The organism is Pseudonocardia nematodicida (genome assembly GCF_040105385.1).
Classification (GTDB): Bacteria; Actinomycetota; Actinomycetes; order Mycobacteriales; family Pseudonocardiaceae; genus Pseudonocardia; species Pseudonocardia nematodicida.
The window spans coordinates 170,780-184,591 of the sequence record NZ_JBEDNQ010000008.1 but is presented as its reverse complement, the minus strand read 5'-3'; the positions used below and the strand labels follow the sequence as shown (position 1 = coordinate 184,591).

The window sequence follows — 13,812 nt, the reverse complement described above, 5'->3', positions numbered from 1 at the left end:
GAGGATTCGGGATGCGCGAACACCGCGTCGAAGGCCCGGCCCGCCGGGCGGGACCCGTTGAGCGTGCGGATCCGGGAGGCGGCGTCGGCGACCTCACGGTCGCTGACCCCGGCGGCCGCCCAGGTGTGGAGTCGGCGGCGGATGGTGCGGTCCGAGCAGCCTGGGGTGGCGATGCGCTCGTAACCGCTGCCATGGACCAACGCGGCGATGACGTGGTCGAACACGACCCGGTCGGGGATCCGGCGGCGGTGACAACCCCATGGATGGGTCGGGTCGAACTCCGGGCGGCCGGACTCGATCAGGGCAGCGAACTCGACCCACAAGGGCTCGATCAGGGATGCTGGCAGCAGAGGCACGACCCCTCCGGGCCTCTACGGCCAGACGCTCTTGAACAACTCCTAGTAGAATTGGACTGGATCAACGACGTTGTGCAGCGGCACGCCGTCGATCAGTCGCGTGGCCTTCCCGGCGAACAGCGCGGCGATCTGCTCGTCCTCGGTGTCGTCGGCGGTCGCCGTGTGCGGGCTGATCAGCACGTTGGGCAGGCTCCACAGCGGACTGTCCTCTGGCAGCGGTTCGACGGCGGTGACGTCGAGCGCGGCGAAGCCGACGCGGCCGGCGGCCAAGGCGTCGACGAGCGCGACCTCGTCGACGACGCTGCCCCTCCCGACATTGACCAGGGTCAGACCGGGCCGGGCCCGTCCCAGCACATCGGCGTCGACTAGGCCCTCGGTAGCCTCGGTCCCCGGCAGGGTGATCACGACGGCATCCACCCGGGAGATCGTCTCGGCCAGCGCGTCCGGCCCCACGGACTCTGTGACACCGGGCGGGCGCCGGATGCCGCGGCGACTTGCTCCGATCACCCGCGCCCCGGCGGTGTCGAGCAGGGCGGCGACCCTGGCACCGACGCCGCCGAGACCAAGGACCAGCACCGTCTGACGGCGGAGCTGGCCCATGAACAGACGTCCACCCCACACCCGGTCCCGCTGGTCCGCCTGCAGGCGCGGCAGGCGCTTGGCCCCGGCGAGCACGCCGAACAAGGCGAACTCGGCCAGGGCCGGTCCATGGACGCCGGCCGAGTTGGTGAACGTGATCCGGGCAAGGGCGGCCTCGCCCAGTCCGGCGGCACGAACCTGCGCACCACCACCGGCCGCCATCAGCCGGATCCAGCGCAGGCGGGGAGCGCTCCCGGCGGGTTCGGGTAGCCCGCCGGGATCCTCACCGGGGAGGCCATAAAGCGCGTCCGCCGAACACAACATCGCAGTGAAGGCCCGCTGCGCGGCCGGTGACCTGCGAAACCAGGATCGCCGCGATGGTTGGCCAGCCACCGCATCGGCGGGAGCAGGTCATGGTTGCGAACCAGCTTCAGCCGGGGCTCGGCCGTCTCGATCCGCTGGCAGAGCTCCTCGTCGAGCGGGCTCGCCAGCACCGCGCGAAGCCGCTGCCCACGCGTCATGGCCACCGTCACGTCGGGGTTCCCGGCGCGGTGACGGGGGGCGTGGTGTCCCGCTGGTGGACCAGCCGCCGGGTGCCGACGACCGCAACCCCGCCGAGCAGCGCGGCGCCCGCGATGATCCAGAGCCCGGAGCTGACCCGCCCGGTGCTGTCGACGATCGCCCCGATCGCGAGGGGACCGAGCCAGCCACCGAGATTGCCCACCGAGTTGATCGCCGCGATCGTCGCGGCGGCGCGGATCCCGGTGAACAGCGTCGAGCTCAGGGCCCAGAAGATCGGTTGCGGGCCGAGGATGCCCGCGGCCGCGACCGACATGAGTGCGAGCCGGAGCACCGGGGACTCGACGAGCAGGCTCGCCGCCATCGCGACCCCCGCGACGGCGAGCGGGATCCCCATGTGCCAGAAGTGCTCGCCACGCCTGTCGGCGCTGCGCGGGAGCAGCCACAGCGCCAGGGCGGCGCAGACGTAGGGGATCGAGGTGAGGAACCCGATCGCGACGTCGCCGACCCCGAACCCGCTCACGATCGTGGGTAGCCAGAAGCTGAGGCCGTAGGCGGCGACGACCAGCATCAGGAAGTGCGCGACGAAGAACCAGACGCGGGGGCTCTTCAGCGGTGACAGCGGGTTGCTGTGGTCGTGCCGTGGCCCTTCCTCCTCGTCGAGCCGCTTGTTGATCCACTGCTTCTGCTCGGCGGTGAGCCACTTCGCCTTGTCCGGGGTGTCGGGCAGGTAGAGCAGCGTGGCGATGCCGAGCAGGACGGCCGGGACACCGGTGACGATGAAGATCCACTGCCAGCCGCTGAGACCGAGGTTGCCGTGCAGGCTGCTCAGCCAGCCGAGCAGCGGGTTGCCGAGCGCGAACGACACCGGGTTGGCGAAGATGAACAGACCGAAGATCCGGGCGCGGTACTGACCGGGGAACCACTTCGTCAGGTAGTAGATGACGCCGGGATAGAATCCGGCCTCGGCGGCGCCCAGCAGGAACCGCAGCACGTAGAAGCTGCTCTCGTTCCAGGTCAGCGAGGTCAGGACCGTGATCAGGCCCCAGGAGATCGCGATCCTGGCGAACCAGCGACGGGCGCCCACCCGTTCGAGGATCAGGTTGCTGGGCACCTCGAAGATCGCATAGGCGATGAAGAACATTCCGGCGCCCATGAAGAACGCCGCCTCGCTCAGCCCCAGGTCGGACTGCAGCGTGAGCTTCGCGAAACCCACGTTCGAACGGTCGATGTAGGCGACCATGTAGAGCAGCCCGAGGAACGGGATCAAGCGGCGGGTGACGACCCGCATCGTGTGCAGCTCCATTGCCACTCCTTATCGAGAAGCTGGGACATCTAGCGGGTGACCGGGTCGGCCGCGCCGACGAGCCCGAGCTCGTCGGTCCGGGGGCAGCCCTCCCAGTCGCCGTCGGTGAGACAGGCGAACGCGCCCGCGGTCGCCCCGAGGCGGGCGCGGGCCGCCGGGTCCCGGCCGCCGAACGCGGCGGCGAGGTAGCCGGCGACGAAGGCGTCCCCGGCACCGACCGTGTCCACGACGTCGACCCGGACGGCCGGCACGGTCTCGAGGGAGTCGCCGGCCGAGACGATGCAGCCTCGGTCGCCGAGCTTGACCACGACCTCGCCAGCACCGAGCTCCCGCACGCGCCGGGCGAGCTCCGTCGGGCCGCCCGCGCCGCCGGTCAGCAGCTCGGCCTCGTCCTGACCGGCGAACACGACGTCCGCCCGTCCGGCCAGCTCGGTGTACACCCCGCGGGCCTGGTCGGCGGACCAGAGCGCGGGCCGGTGGTTGACGTCGAACGAGACAGACAGCCCACCCGCCTCGGCGATCTCCAGCGCAGCGAACACCGCGCGCCGCGCGCCGTCGGACAGCGCCGGGGTGATACCGGTCAGGTGCAGGTGGTCGGCCGCCTCGATGACGTCGTGCGGGAGGTCGTCGACCGACAGCGCGGACCCGGCGCTGTCGCGGCGGTAGTACCGCACCTGGCTGCTACCCCGGATGCGGTGGTCCTTGAGCATGAGCGCGGTGGGGCGCCCGGGGTCGCGGACGACCACCGGGCGCACCGCCTCCGCACGCAGCTCGGCCTCGACGAGATCGCCCAGCGGGTCGGTGCCGAGCCGCCCGATCCAGGTCGTGTCGACACCGAGCCGGGACAGCCCGATCGCGGCGTTGCTCTCCGCCCCGCCGAAGCCGATCCGGGCGTCCCGCACGTGGCGCAGCCCGCCCGGCCGGGCGGCCCGGACGAGACCGAGCGACTCACCGACCGTCACCACCCGTGCCGGGCCGGTCCTCAGCCCACTCACCGGGACCCGCCGGTCACGCCGACGGTGCGCGACGCGGCCCGCACCCGGACCGCCCGCTCGACGCGCGTCACCCGCCCGGCGTCGCCGAGCTCGTCGCCAGCCGGGACGGGCCAGCCGGTCGTGTCGGCGCGGTCCGGCACGGTCACCGTGGCTCCTCGCCGAACACCGTCTCGCCCGGCTTCGCCCAGCGCCGCACGACGTCGAGGTCGGGGACGACCCCGATGCCCGGCTCCTCGGTCATCTCGATGCTGCCGTTCACGATGAGCGGGGCGGCGACCAGCTCCTCGAAGAACGGGACGTCCTGCGCGTGGTACTCCAGGGCCACCAGGTTCGGCCAGGTCGCGGAGACCTGGGCGGCGAAGGCGGTGCCGATCGGGCCCGCGATGTTGTGCGGGGCGATCCCGAGGCCGCGGGACTGGGCGGCCTCGGCGATCCGGCGGGCCTCGGCCACGCCGCCCACCTTTCCCAGGTCGGGGGTCAGCACCGACAGCGATCCGGCCTCCAGCAGCGGCTCGAAGGACCGGTAGCCGACGAGGTTCTCACCGCCGCCCAGCGGCACCCCCGACGCGCCCGCGAGCGCGATGAGCCCGCTGACGTTCTCCGGCGGGAGCGGGTCCTCGAGCCAGAGGACCGGGAGGTCGGCCAGCGCGCGGGCGATCCGCATCGCCGACCCGAAGTCGTAGCGCCAGTGCAGGTCGAAGGCCAGTTCGGTGTCGGGACCCGCGCCCTCGCGGATCGCCGCCACCATGTCGCGGGCCAGCGAGGCCCCGCCGACGGGCATGGTCCGCGACCCGGCGCGCACCGGGACCAGTCCGGGCACGTCGAGGTCGAACTTGAGGGCGTCGAACCCCTTCGCGACGGCCTCGCTGGCACGCCGGGCGAGCAACGCGAGGTCGACGGGTTCGGTCTCGGCACCGGGGTCGAACAGGCTGCGCCCCACCTCGCCGGTGGCGACCTCGTCGGCACCGGCCCAGCGGGGTGTGCGGATGTCGAGCATCGGACCCAGGCCCATCAGACCCGCACCGCCGTGGCAGTCGGCGTAGACGCGCACGGAGTCCTGGACCCGGCCGCCGAGCATCCGCCAGAGCGGCACGCCGATCGCGCGGGCGTTGAGATCCCACAGCGCACCGTCGATCCCGGACAGTGCGTTGTGGATGATGCCGCCGACCGAGCCCGCGCCGGAGGCCGCGGCCCGCAGCCGGGCGACGACCGCACCGATCTGCCGCGCGTCGTCGCCGACGACGAGGTCGGCCATCTGCTCGACGATCCGGGTGAGCCCGGGGGCGAAGAAGCACTCACCCCACCCGACGTGGCCGTCCTCGGTCTCGATCCGGACGATCGTCCAGTCGAAGTTCGCCTCCACCACCGCGGTGGTGAGCGATCGGATCTTCATGGGTACCTCTCGGAGACGTCGTACTCCGGCGGTCACGCTCGGCCGCCGGTGGTGATGGGCCGGGTCAGAGCACACCGAACTCGCGGAACGCGTCGGTGGCCGACATGCCGCCCTCGATGGCCGCGCGCACGTGGTTCTCCGCGGAGACCTTCTCCAGCGCACGCTCCAGGACCTCGGACTCGACCTCGGCCGGCACGACCAGCACGCCGTCGCGGTCGCCGAAGACCAGGTCGCCCGGCGCGACCCGGGTCCCGCCGATCTCGACCGGTACGCGGTAGTCGACGACCGACTTCCGGACACCGGCGTCCTGGGCGTAGGACCCGCGGCTGAACACCGGCCAGTCGTGCTCGAGCACCTTCGGGGTGTCCCGATGAAAACCGTCGAGCACCGCACCGGTGGCCCCGCGCATACGGGCGACGGTGGTGAGGATCTCGCCCCACGCCGCGGCCGGGACCTCGCCGCCGTTGCGCGCCAGATACACCTCCCCCGGCCGGAGCTGGTCGAGCGCCTCGGTCAGCCGGCCGAACGGCGCGGCCTGCGGCGCGAAGACGTCGGTGATCAGCACCGGCATGGCCCGCCCGACGACGACGGCGCCCTCGGTGATCCCGCGGATCTCGGGCGGGAGGAACTGGTGCCGTAACCCCAGCGCGTCCATGACGTCGCCCACGACCGGCGTGTAGAGCCGCTCGCGGACCAGGGAGAACACCGCCCGGTCGTCCTGTCCGTCAGGCAGCTTCGGTGTCTGCGGGGCAGTCGTCGTCACAACCGGCTCTCTTTCCTCAACAGGCTCACTTCATCGCAACTTATATGAGAAGTTGTGAGGCATCAAGTGTGGCAAGCTGGGGCAGCCGCGGACGATCAAGATTCAGGAGCGCGACGTGTCACGTGCCATTCGGCGGAACTCCCTGACCGAGCAGGCCACCGACGCGTTGCTCGACTACATCGCGGAACGGCAGCTCGGCGAGGGCGACTCGCTCCCGCCGACCGGCGAGCTGGCGGCGACCTTCGAGGTCAGCGTCCCGGTGATCAGAGAGGCGATCGCGGCGCTCTCGGGGATCGGGCTACTGCGCCGGCAGCAGGGGCGCGAGTCGGTGGTCGCGGCGCCCGGGGCGACCCACCTGAGCCGGCTCCTGACCCTGCGCGTCGCACACGCCGCCGTCGAGGACGACGCGATCCAGCAGTACCGGGAGGTGGTCGAGGTCGGCAGTGCCCGGCTGGCCGCGTCGAACCGGAGTGAGGAGTCGTTGCGCGAGCTCGACGACGCGCTGGCCGACCTGCGCGCGGTCGCCGACGACGAGAGCCTGCACGCCGCCGACATCGCCTTTCATGCCGCGCTCGCGCGCGCGTCGGGCAACGACCTGTTCGTACTGACCATCGACGCGCTGCAGCCGCTACTGCACCGCCTGCGCCGACGGGTCTGGAGCGGCTGGGTCAACTCGGGTGGCGACCTCACCAGCATCGTCGAGGCGCACGCCACCATCCTTGAGCGGGTCCGGGAGCGCGACGCCGACGGGGCAGCACGGGCGATGACCGACCACCTCGCCCAGGCGCGACTGGGGCTAGATGTGCTGTCCGGGCACGTCGGTGACAGCCCGGCACGCGATTGATGGTTTTGAAATGGGTGAGGGCCTCCGGGGTTCGGTGTGGATCATCTCGAAACACGCCGAAGCCCGTGGAGACCCTCTGGCGATCCACCGCAACGCCCCGCTGACCCAGACCGACCGGCTGCACCTGGCCCTGTGTGTCGTCGACGACGGCTGAGACCTGCGCCTCGCCGCGGAGCGCTTCCAGCTCGCCCACGCCACCACCGCCCGCTGGGCCCGGCGCTAACGACAGGGCGGCGAGACCGCGACGGTCGCCCGCTCCAGCCCTAGCGTCGAGACCGGGGTTCGGCGGCTGCGTGCCACCCACAAGATCGGGCCGCTGCGCATCGCCGGCTGGGTACCGGTCGCCGCCTCGACCGTGCATCAGATCCTGCGCCGCCATCACCACCCGAGACTCGCGGCCTGCGCCCGCGCCACCGGCGAACCGATCCGCTGCTGTGAACGAGCCCGTCCCGGCGAACTCGGCCACGTCGATATGAAGCAGCTCGACCGAATTCCCGACGGCGGCGGACGGACGCCGCGTCCACAGCCGCGCAGCGGGATGACCAACCAGGCTCGCACCGGCGCGCGCGGCCACCTGTTCCCTGCATACTGCCCTTAACGATCACTCGCGGCTGGCCTACACCGAAACCCTTCTGGCTGCTCAGCCGGCCGGGGGGAGAACGTCCTGCTGCCCGAGTCGTAGCCGGCGTCGAGGTGCACGGTGATCTCGTCGGGCAGCGGTCCGACAGCGATGCCGTGAAGCAGCAGGCCGACGATGGGGTCGTAGGCGTCAGGGCGATCCGAGGCACATCGAGGTCTTGTCACTGAGTGTGGTCCGCACCCGCTCCCAGGGGCCGGCCGGATCCGGAACACTGGAACCACAACGCCGGTCAGTGTCGACAGAAGGCTCGACACTCAGTATGTTTGCGCGAGATTGGGCCTTGCTGGCTCAATTGTGTCGACAGTAAAGTCGTCTCTGCCATCGCCGACAGAACTGGACACCACCCTCATGGCCCCACAGCCTCCGCTCGCCGCCCAACCCCTCGTGGTCACCGACGTCGGCATGACGTTCGGAGCCGGCGAGTCCGCCCACGAGGTGCTCCGCGGACTCACCCTGACCGTGGCGCCCGGCGAGTTCGTCTGCATCGTCGGCCCCTCCGGTGCGGGCAAGACGACACTGCTGCGCTGCCTGTCCGGCCTGCTGCGGCCGACGTCGGGCACCGTGTCGATCGGTGGGCGCGCCGTCACCGAGCCGCTGGCTGAGATCGCCGTAGTCTTCCAGGACTACCGGGGCTCGCTCATGCCGTGGCTGCGAGTGCGCGACAACGTCGCCTTCCCGCTGGAGGGCATGGGCGTCGCGCGGTCCGATCGGAACGCGCGCGCCCGCGAGAGCCTGGCCGCGGTCGGCCTCCCGGACGTCGAGGACAAGTACCCGTGGCAGCTGTCGGGCGGCATGCAGCAGCGCGTGGCGATCGCCCGCGCCATCGCCTGCCGCTCGCCGATCCTGCTCATGGACGAGCCGTTCGGCTCGGTCGACGCCCAGGCCCGCTTCGACCTGGAAGACCTCGTCCTGCGCCTGCGGCGCGAACTCGACATCACCGTGGTCGTGGTGACCCACGACATCGACGAGGCCGTCTACCTGTCCGACCGGGTCGTCGTGGTCGCTGGCCGCCCCACGCACGTCGTCGATGACCTGACGATCGATCTCGGCCCCGAGCGCGATCAGATCACCACCCGGGCCACCCCGCGGTTCGCCGAGCTGCGCACCCGGGTGCTCGCGGAGATCCGCGGTGAGCAGGGTGGCGGCGGCGCGGCGCCCGCCCCGGTGCTCGGCCCGAGCGACGACATCCCGGCCGCGGCGCACACGCCGGGCTGACACCGAGGTCCGGGCGGGCCGGCCCGCCCGGACTCCGGTGCTGCCCGGACCTAGTTGTACTGCCGGACAGGTTGGTCAACCTGCTGATCGAGGGTGAGCCGCCGATGGCGGTGTAGAGTCTGTGGTGGTTGGTTGTACTCGTGCAACCACCCGGGTTGAACCGCCCCGGTTTCAGTGGAGGCTGGTTGACCCCGGGTTCGGTGGAGTCGGGTAGCTGGAATTCTGGTCACGTGGCCCTGGAGGAGGGTTCGTGGGCAGGCGTGGGTATCCGCCGGAGTTCCGGCGCAAGGTGCTCGATCTCGTCGAGGCCGGACGGCCGGTCGTCGACGTGGCACGGGATCTCGGGATCAGCGCCCAGTCGATCTACACCTGGCGCCGCCAGGACCGCATCGACAAGGGCCTGCAGCCGGGCTTGGCCAGCGCGGAGAAGGCCGAGTTGACGGCGGCGAACCGGCGGATCGCGGAGTTGGAGACCGAGCTGGCGATCCACCGCCGGGCCTCGGAGCTGCTGGGGAAGGTGGTGCCCCCAAAAGGATCTACGAAGCGGTCGCGGTGATGGCCGGCGAGGACCTGTTCGTGCAGCTGGCAACCCGGGTGCTCGGGGTGGCCGAGTCCGGCTACTACGAGGCTCTGACTCGTGCGCCGTCGGCCCGGGCGATCCGTCATGCCTGGCTGCTCGACCGGATCCGCGAGGTGCACCTGGCCTCGAAAGGCACCTACGGAGCCCGACGGGTGCACGCCGAGCTCGGCCGCGGCATCGCGGTCGGGCACAACGCGGTCGAGATGCTCATGGCCCGCAATGCCATCCGCGGGGTGACCGGGCGGCCGCGGTGGAAGCGCCCGCGCCCGGACCTGATCGCCAAGGATCTGGTGCATCGGGACTTCGCACGCCAGGGCCCGAACCAGCTGTGGGTCACCGACATCACCGAACACCCCACCCGTGAGGGCAAGGTGTACTGCGCGGTCGTGTTGGACGTGTACTCCCGGCGGGTCGTCGGCTGGTCGATCGACGGCGGTGGAAGACCCGCATCGAGCTGGCCAACGCGATCTTCGAGTACCTCGAGATCTGGCACAACCGGCGCCGCCGACACAGCGCCCTGGGCTGGCTCTCACCGCTAGAGTTCGAGACTCAGAACAAGATCGTCGTGGCCTAGAGATTCCAGCCACGCGACTCCGCGGAACCCGGGGCACCCCAGAGCCTCCACTGAAACCGGGGCGGTTCAGGGACCCGGTAGCCCGAACACGCCGGACCCGGGACCGGTCGACGCTTCGGGAACAGGGCACCAGCGGGCCGGTTGGTCTACGAGTCAGGCCGACCCCGGGAACGGACGTGATCACACCCTCGCAGTTGGTCTGGGGCCGGTAGGGCCTAGTCCGTTTCGGGGTAATGCCGAGCTCGGTGCAGGTGACGCGCCAGGTGTGGGAGCGGTAGGCCGACCCGTTGTCCGAGAGCACCCGGGCAACGGTGACCCCGCGTTCGGAGAACCAGGCCGTGGCCCGGATTAGCACCGCGACCGCGGTGGCGGCCTTCTCGTCGTCGTGGATCTCGGCGTAGGCGACACGGGAGTGGTCATCGAGCACGGTGTGCACGTAGGCCGTGCCCATCTTCGGGTTGTGGTGGCGGTTGCGGGGCTTGCCCGGTGTCGCAGCCCGGTTGAGATCGCCCTGGGTGCGCTCGACGTAGCGCCAGCCGCCGCCGTCGGGAATGTTGCCGAGTTTCTTCACGTCCACATGCAGCAAGTCCCCGGGAGCAGGATGCTCGTAGGGCGTACCGGCTCGCCGGTAGCGCGGTCGACGTGGTTGAGGCGGTTGATCCGGCACCGCACCATGACCCGGTGAACAGTCGAGGGGGCGACACCGATCCGGTCAGCGATCTGGACCGGCCCGAGGCCGCTGTTTCTGGCGCAGATGCACGATCCGGCGCACCGTGGGCGCTGGCGTCGCCCGCGGCGATCGGTGCGGACGACTCGACCGATCGGCCATGGCAGCCGCCCTGTCGAGGCGATAACGGTCGGCCCAGCGTCTCGGAGTCGGCCAGGCGACCTGGAACCGGGCGGCGGCCTGTGCGATCGGCACCTGCTGCTCGACGATCAGGCGCGCCAAGCGCAATCGGCCGCGTTCGGACAGCGGGGCGTTAGCGTGGACCACGAGGACCCCGGTAGTCAGAGGGTGGATGCCGTCAGGCAGCTTCACATGAACCACGAGAGGTCCTCCCGTTCAAGATCAGTCAGAGCGTATCGCCACACGAGTTCGACCAACGTCTCCGGTCGGTATACCTAGAGCCGCCGGAGGAAGTCGAGCACGGTCCGGTTGAACGGCAGCGGCCGTTCCCAGAAGGCGTTGTGCCCGGACTCGGTGAACACCACCTGCTCGGCGGCCGGGACCCCCGCACCGATCCGGCGCAGCATCGCCGGCGGGGTGTAGAGGTCCGCGTCCCCGGTGGCCAGCAGCAGCGGCACCCCCGTGGCCGCCAGCGCCGCCGAGGTGACGGTGGACCGGGTCCGCTGGCGGGCGCTTGCCGGCGGGGCCAGGGCCGCCTCCGCCAGCCAGGTCGCGACACCGTCGGGGTTCGTCGCCCGGTAGGAGGGGCCGAGCTCTTGAAAGTCGCGCGGCAGCTCCTCCCACTGCGGCGGGCGCAGCGCCGAGCTGTCCTCGACGTAGGCGGTGTCCCCGGTGGTGATCAGGCTGCAGGTCAGCGCGGCGCTCGCCACCCGTTCCGGACGGCTGACGACGTAGTCGGCCGCGGCGATCCCGCCCGCGGCGGTGCCGACCAGGTGCACCCGTTCCAGCCTGAGGTGCTCGACGAGCGCGTGCAGGTCGTCGGCGTAGGTCCCGGTGTCGGTGGCCGGACCCGGGTCGGAGTTGCGGTGCGCTCGCCGCGAGTAGCCGACCACGCGGTACCCGGCCCCGGCCAGCACCGGCTGCTGGTGGCTCCAGGACAGCGCGCTGCCGGTGGCGGCGTGCAGCAGCACGACCGGCTCGCCGTCGCCGCCGGTGTCCCAGAACCACAGCTCCCCCGCACCGAAGGAGACCCGGCCCTCGGTGACCGGGACCTGGTCCGGAACCGGGACCGGGGTCAGGTCGTCCTTGCGGGGAGCGGCCGGGGGCGGGGTCCCGGGCGGCCCGGTCGGGCGCGCGAGGGCGGTGGCCGCGAGGCCGGCCCCGCCGACGAGCAGGTGGCGGCGGGACAGGGCGGTGCGCAGGGTCATGGCTGACTCCGATCGGTCGATGCGCCGACCGACCGTCGTGTCGCCGGTCGGCCGGTGGTGCGGGAGAGGCTCACGAGCTCAGGTGAAGGCCCAGCCACCGTCGACGACGAGGACCTGGCCGGTGACGAACCCGGCGTTCGGACCGGCGAGGAACGCCACCGCCGAGCTGACGTCGTCCGGGGTGGCGCCGCGCGGCAGGCACTGGGCGGCCACGGCGCGGGCGCCCATCTCGGCCACGCGCTCGGCCGGGATCCGCGGTGACATGTCCGCGTGCGGGGTGAAGCCCGGGGCGACGGCGTTGACCGTCGTGCCGTCCGGTCCGAGGTCGCGGGCCAGCGCCCGGGTCAGGCCCACCACGCCGGCCTTCGCCGCCAGGTAGGCGGCGGGGACGTCGTCGGTGTGCCGGAACACGGTGTTCGAGGTGGTGAGCACGATCCGGCCACCGCCCCGCGCGGCCAGCGCGGGAGCGGCCGCCCGGCAGAGGGCGTAGCTGCTCACCAGGTTCAGGTCGACGACGGCGCGGAACGTCGCGACGTCCCCGGCGCCGGCGGGCGCGTACCCCGTCGCCCCGCCGGCGTTGGCCACGACGACGTCGAGCCGGCCCTCCCGCTCGACGGTCTCGGCGACGACCTCGGCGACCCGGTCGTCGTCGCGCAGGTCGACGCCGACGCCGCGGGCCCCGGGCACCCCGGCCGCGGCGGACCGCACCTCGTCGTCGAGGACGTCCAGGAGCACCACGCGGGCACCGCGCTCGGCCAGCCGCCGGGCGTGGTTGCGGCCCAGGCCGCGGGCGGCGCCGGTGACCAGCGCGACCGGGGTGCTCCGGGCGCCGCCGGTCGGGGGGCCGGCGGCACTCACACGCCCACCACCTCGGGCGCGTGCCACGCCTCGGGGGCGCGGGCGAACGAGGCGTCGAGGTCGTGCACCGACCGGACGCCCACCATCGCGAGCGCGACGTCGAGCTGGTGGCGGAACATCTCCAGGACCGCCTCGGCGCCGGCGGTCCCGGCCAGCCCCAGCCCGAGCAGGGCGGGCCGGCCGATCATCACCGCCCGCGCCCCGAGCGCCAGCGCGCGCACCACGTCGGAGCCCTGCCGGACCCCGCCGTCGAGGTAGACCTCGGTCCGCGAGCCGACCGCCGCGACGACGTCCTGCAGCACGGACACCGTCGCCGGGGCCCCGTCGAGGGACATGCCGCCGTGGTTGGACACCACGACGGCGTCCGCGCCCGAGTCCACCGCGCGCCGGGCGTCGTCGGCGGTGACGACCCCCTTCACGACCAGGGGGCCGTTCCACTGCTCCTTGAGCCAGCCCATGTCGCTCCACAGCGCGGTCTGCTTCTTCCGCGGGCCCATGGCCTCGTTGGCCGCGGCCAGCTCGGCGCCGTCGCGCAGGAACCGGGCCGTCCACCGTGGACGTCGCGCCAGCTGGGGCCCGAACCGCAGGACGGCCGACGGCGACACCTTCAGCCCGAGCGGCTTCTTCGGCGAGACCGGGCAGTCCACGGTCACGGCCAGCGCGTGGTAGCCGTACCGGCGCGCCTCGCCGATGACCTGGGCGCACCGCTCGTAGCCGTGCGAGAGGTAGACCTGCTGCCACACCGGCCCGGCCGCGGCGGGGGCGACGTCGGCCACCGGGTGCCCGCACATCATGGAGACGGCGGCGACGGTCCCCGCCCGCCCGGCCGCGGCGACGGCACCCCGGGCGCCGTCGGGATGCACCAGGCGCAACGCCCCGAGCGGGGAGACCAGCACGGGCATCGAGACCTCGGCCCCGAGCACCGTGGTCCGCAGCGACCGCTCCGGCCACCCGACCGCGGCCCGGGGGACGAGGTCGACCCGGTCGAAGGCCGTCTCGTTGGCCCGGGCCGTCCGGCTGCGCCCGGTACCGTTGACCATGTCCTCGAACAGCACCGGTGGGAGCACCCGGCGCGCGCGTTCCTTCAGTTCCTCGTAGGTGTGGAAGTCCAGTCGGGCAGGCGTCATCGGCCCCT

Annotated in this window: 11 protein-coding genes and 4 pseudogenes; 4 read left to right on the top strand and 11 right to left on the bottom strand. The window is 72.2% G+C overall.

Annotated elements, in window-relative coordinates:
- Positions 1-101: 101 nt before the first annotated feature.
- From WIS52_RS19860 to WIS52_RS19830, 7 genes and pseudogenes are all read right to left on the bottom strand, one after another.
- A pseudogene (locus WIS52_RS19860) lies at positions 102-356 on the bottom strand (IS5/IS1182 family transposase); the annotation flags it as partial.
- 42 nt (positions 357-398) lie between these two features.
- Positions 399-1,259 (bottom strand): D-2-hydroxyacid dehydrogenase, encoded by an 861-nt coding sequence (locus tag WIS52_RS19855; RefSeq protein WP_349299801.1) that lies wholly within the window; start codon positions 1,257-1,259, stop codon positions 399-401.
- 205 nt (positions 1,260-1,464) lie between these two features.
- Complete coding sequence (locus tag WIS52_RS19850) at positions 1,465-2,760, bottom strand: MFS transporter (RefSeq protein WP_349299800.1); 1,296 nt, start codon at positions 2,758-2,760, stop codon at positions 1,465-1,467.
- Between the two features lie 29 nt (positions 2,761-2,789).
- Positions 2,790-3,725, bottom strand: a complete 936-nt coding sequence (locus WIS52_RS19845) for a sugar kinase (protein ID WP_349299799.1) — start codon at positions 3,723-3,725, stop codon at positions 2,790-2,792.
- Positions 3,726-3,751: 26 nt separating this feature from the next.
- Entirely contained in the window at positions 3,752-3,901 is a 150-nt protein-coding gene (locus WIS52_RS19840; RefSeq protein ID WP_349299798.1) for a hypothetical protein, read from the bottom strand.
- A complete protein-coding gene (locus WIS52_RS19835) occupies positions 3,898-5,148 on the bottom strand; it encodes a mandelate racemase/muconate lactonizing enzyme family protein (protein WP_349299797.1) in 1,251 nt (416 codons plus the stop codon). The genes WIS52_RS19840 and WIS52_RS19835 overlap by 4 nt, the downstream gene beginning before the upstream one ends.
- Before the next feature lie 64 nt (positions 5,149-5,212).
- On the bottom strand, positions 5,213-5,854 hold the full coding sequence (locus WIS52_RS19830; protein ID WP_349299796.1) for an RraA family protein: 642 nt from the start codon (positions 5,852-5,854) through the stop codon (positions 5,213-5,215).
- 172 nt (positions 5,855-6,026) lie between these two features.
- Between WIS52_RS19830 and WIS52_RS19825 the strand changes: the two genes are divergently transcribed.
- The 4 genes and pseudogenes from WIS52_RS19825 (at position 6,027) to WIS52_RS19810 (ending at position 9,764) form a co-directional block, all read left to right on the top strand.
- The gene (locus WIS52_RS19825; protein ID WP_349299795.1) at positions 6,027-6,755 is read left to right on the top strand and encodes a FadR/GntR family transcriptional regulator; all 729 of its coding nucleotides are present in this window, start codon (positions 6,027-6,029) and stop codon (positions 6,753-6,755) included.
- A gap of 82 nt (positions 6,756-6,837) precedes the next feature.
- Positions 6,838-6,975, top strand: a pseudogene (locus tag WIS52_RS31745) (IS481 family transposase); the annotation flags it as partial.
- Between the two features lie 768 nt (positions 6,976-7,743).
- The gene (locus WIS52_RS19815; protein WP_349299794.1) at positions 7,744-8,610 is read left to right on the top strand and encodes an ABC transporter ATP-binding protein; all 867 of its coding nucleotides are present in this window, start codon (positions 7,744-7,746) and stop codon (positions 8,608-8,610) included.
- Positions 8,611-8,860: 250 nt separating this feature from the next.
- Positions 8,861-9,764 (top strand): annotated as a pseudogene (locus WIS52_RS19810) (IS3 family transposase).
- A 193-nt stretch (positions 9,765-9,957) separates the two neighbouring features.
- Here the strand turns inward: WIS52_RS19810 and WIS52_RS19805 are convergent.
- The 4 genes and pseudogenes from WIS52_RS19805 to WIS52_RS19790 form a co-directional block, all read right to left on the bottom strand.
- Positions 9,958-10,758 (bottom strand): annotated as a pseudogene (locus tag WIS52_RS19805) (IS481 family transposase); the annotation flags it as partial.
- Between the two features lie 128 nt (positions 10,759-10,886).
- Entirely contained in the window at positions 10,887-11,819 is a 933-nt protein-coding gene (locus WIS52_RS19800; protein WP_349299793.1) for an alpha/beta fold hydrolase, read from the bottom strand.
- A 78-nt stretch (positions 11,820-11,897) separates the two neighbouring features.
- Positions 11,898-12,677, bottom strand: a complete 780-nt coding sequence (locus WIS52_RS19795; protein ID WP_349299792.1) for an SDR family NAD(P)-dependent oxidoreductase — start codon at positions 12,675-12,677, stop codon at positions 11,898-11,900.
- Positions 12,674-13,804 carry an alpha-hydroxy acid oxidase gene (locus WIS52_RS19790; RefSeq protein WP_349299791.1) on the bottom strand — a complete coding sequence of 377 codons (1,131 nt, stop codon included), beginning with the start codon at positions 13,802-13,804 and terminating at the stop codon, positions 12,674-12,676. The genes WIS52_RS19795 and WIS52_RS19790 overlap by 4 nt, the downstream gene beginning before the upstream one ends.
- Positions 13,805-13,812 lie beyond the last annotated feature (8 nt).